Here is a 2,413-nt window from a genome sequence, read left to right as displayed (position 1 = left end):
GCGTTGATCAGCACCACCTGATGCGCGGCGTTGTAGGTCACGATGGCATCCGAAGCCGCGCCGACGATGTCGGCGACGCGCGCGTCGCCGAGCTGGCGCCAATGCTCCCGGACAGCCTGCAACTCGGCGTCGGTGCGCCGCTTCAGGTCGAGAAGATTGCGCACGCGCGCCTGCAGCACCGCTGGCGTGTAAGGCTTGGCGATGAAGTCGGCAGCGCCGAGATCGAGCGCGCGCATCTCGTATCGCGGGTCGGAGAAGCGGGTGACGAACGCGATCGGCACGTGCATGAAGGGTGCCTCCGCCTTGAGGGATCTGCACACATCGAATCCGTCGACGCCGGGCATGTGCGCGTCCAGCAGGATGAGGTCCGGCAGCAGGCGCCGGGCGATTTGCAGAGCTTCCTCCCCGGACTTGGCGAAATGAAGATCCCCCATCGCTGCCAGTGTGTGGCGCAGGATGTGGATCGATGCGATGTCGTCATCGACGATCAGCAGCCGCGGCACCTGCGCGCTCGGCGGCCGGGGCGGCGTGTACGAAGAAGGGCCGTGGCGCTTTTGATCTTCGACAAGCTGCCTGGCGCGCAGATGTGCGCTCACACGCGATATCAACTGTGAAGCGACCAGTGGTTTGGTGATGAAGTCGGCCGCGCCCTTTTGCCAGGCTCTCACCTTCAACAGGGAAGACTCGTCGTGGCTCGTCACAAAGATGACCGGCACGTGTGCCAGCAATGGGTCTGCTTTCAATCCTTCGCAGACCTCGAACCCCGTCATGCCGGGCATGTCGACATCCAACAAGATCAGATCCGGTGTCGATTCGCGGGCGAGCTTGAGCGCGGTTTCGCCCGAGGTCGCAAAGCGTTGATCGGGATACGCCGCCAGCATGCGGCCCATGATCTGGATAGCCGATGGGTCGTCATCGACCAGAAGCAGACGAACCTCACGCGATAACAGCGACGACAGCGACGACATACTGAGTCCTCCCAGGACTGTGTGCGGTTCGCCGACTGAGTACTGCGGCATCGCGGTCGAATCGACCGCAAGAAAAAGGGGGATGTGCTCTCCCCTCTTTTCCTGGCTTCGCACAACACCTTATCCGCTGCTTGTCGACGAATCACTKTGCGCCAGCGAACACATGGGTGGCGATTTCAGGAGAGGTCGAGCCACGGTCAAGGTTCCGGCGTGTCGCGGGGGTTGTAGTCGGCGAAGGTGCTCGCCAGCGCCGCGTAGGCTTGCTTCTGCGCTTCAGTGGTCGTTGGCGGCAGAGAGATTTGCAAGACGGCGTACAGGTCGCCGAGGTGCCTGCCTGGCAGGCCGCGGCCTTTGAGACGAAGCTTGCGCCCAGCGCCCGAACCCGGCGGAATGGTCAGCTGCACGTCCCCTTCGGGTGTTGGCGCTGTCACGGTGGCGCCGAGCGCGACCTCCCACGGTGTGACGGGCAGGTGGACGTAGATGTCGCGGTCCTCGACACGGAACCGCGGGTCCAGCCGGAACTGGATCTCCAGGTACAGGTCGCCCGAAGGAGCCCCACCCTGGCCCGCGGCGCCCTGGCCGGCGAGCCGCAACTGCTGGCCCGCGCGCAGGCCCTTGGGGATGTTGATGTCGAGCTGCCGATCCTGCAGCGTGACCCGCCCTTGCGCGTCGGTAACCGGCATGCGCAGAGAGATCGTGCGCTGCGCGCCACGGTAAGCGTCGAGCAGGTCGATCTCGATCTTGGCGTGATGATCGTCTCCCGGCCTGTGCCCACCGTTGGCGGCAGCGTGGCGCCGCCCGCGCCCGGCGCCTTGCTCGCGACCGAACAGCGACGAGAAGAATTCGCTGAATGCTGCGTCGTCACCAGGTGGCTTGGCGCCGTCGCCGCGGCCACTGAACTCGAAGCCGCTGCTCCAACCCGGCGGCGGCTCAAAGGGTTGGCCGCGCTCGTGGCGCCTGCCGATCTCGTCGTAAGCGACACGGCGCTCGGGGTCGATCAGGACTTCGTGGGCCTCGGCCACTTCCTTGAATTTCGCCTCGGCGGCGGGCTCTTTGCTGACATCGGGGTGGTACTTGCGAGCCAGCTTGCGGTACGCGCGTTTGATCTCGTCGTGAGAAGCGCTTCGCTCGACGCCCAGCGTGGCGTAGTAGTCCTTGAAATCCATGCGGACGACGACCGTCAGGGCTGCACTGGCTGATGGCGTGGATGGTGCTTGGCAATGGCGGCACCGATCGCGCGCTTGAGCTTGTGCACCGCCCCGGCGATGGCCTGGTGCGCGTTGGCGGCGCTGTCGTTCACGACGATGACTTCTTCGCCGCTGAGCCGTGCATCGAGCATGCAATGAATGTCGTCGGTGCCAGACTTGGTTTGGCTGTTGGCGTCGGACAGATGAACGTCGACGCGGGTGACGCGTTCGCCGAAGCGACCGAGCGCAGCGTTGACG

General features: G+C 65.0%; 3 protein-coding genes. All 3 read right to left on the bottom strand.

Annotated features, from left to right (window positions below; translation table 11 throughout):
- A partial coding sequence (locus AC1DYI_RS32850) for a response regulator (protein WP_477208305.1) occupies window positions 1-968 on the bottom strand: 968 nt, incomplete at its 3' end.
- 197 nt (window positions 969-1,165) lie between these two features.
- Complete coding sequence (locus tag AC1DYI_RS32845; RefSeq protein WP_477208304.1) at window positions 1,166-2,134, bottom strand: DnaJ C-terminal domain-containing protein; 969 nt, start codon at window positions 2,132-2,134, stop codon at window positions 1,166-1,168.
- 14 nt (window positions 2,135-2,148) lie between these two features.
- On the bottom strand, window positions 2,149-2,413 hold a 265-nt coding region (locus AC1DYI_RS32840; RefSeq protein ID WP_477208303.1), incomplete at its 5' end, for an HPF/RaiA family ribosome-associated protein.

This window comes from Ideonella sp. P3_A4, assembly GCF_056403075.1.
This window is presented reverse-complemented; position numbering and strand designations above follow the sequence as displayed.